The organism is Burkholderia sp. BCC1638, from assembly GCF_902833195.1.
Taxonomy (GTDB): Bacteria; Pseudomonadota; Gammaproteobacteria; order Burkholderiales; family Burkholderiaceae; genus Burkholderia; species Burkholderia diffusa.
The window spans coordinates 1-579 of sequence record NZ_CADFEC010000102.1; the positions used below are offsets into that span (position 1 = coordinate 1).

The 579-nt window shown below is 67.0% G+C and carries 1 protein-coding gene; it reads left to right on the forward strand.

Features of this window, described 5'->3' with window-relative positions:
* A partial coding sequence (locus tag HWX22_RS31385) for an LPS-assembly protein LptD (protein WP_175917004.1) occupies positions 1-579 on the forward strand: 579 nt, incomplete at both ends.

The following is a 579-nucleotide window of genomic DNA, read 5'->3' on the forward strand; positions in this document are numbered from 1 at the left end:
CCGGCCAAGCCGAAGCGCTTCCCCTACTCGATCCCGACGCTGTCGTTCGACACCGGGCTGGTGTTCGACCGCTCGGTGCGCCTGTTCGGGCAGGACTTCATCCAGACGCTGGAGCCGAGGCTCTACTACGTCTACACGCCGTACCGCAACCAGCTCGACGCGCCGCTGTTCGACACGGCCGAATCGGATTTCGGGCTGGCCGAGATCTTCACCACCAATACCTTCGTCGGCAACGACCGGATCTCGGACGAGAACCGCCTGACCGCGGCGCTCACCACGCGTTTCCTGGACGCCGCCACCGGCGACGAGCGCGCGCGCTTCGTGATCGCGCAGCAGTACTACTTCACCGACCAGCGCGTCACGCTCGACCCGACCCAGGCGCCGACCCAGGCGCGGCACTCGGACCTGATCGTCGGCGCCTCGCTCAAGCTCGGCGCCGGCTTCGCGTCGGAGACGGCCTTCCAGTACAACGCCGACAACAACCAGCTGGTGAAGTCGAGCATCGGCTTCGGCTACAGCCCGGGCGAGCGGCGCGTGCTCAATGTCGCCTATCGCTACACGCGGGCCAATTCCTCGACC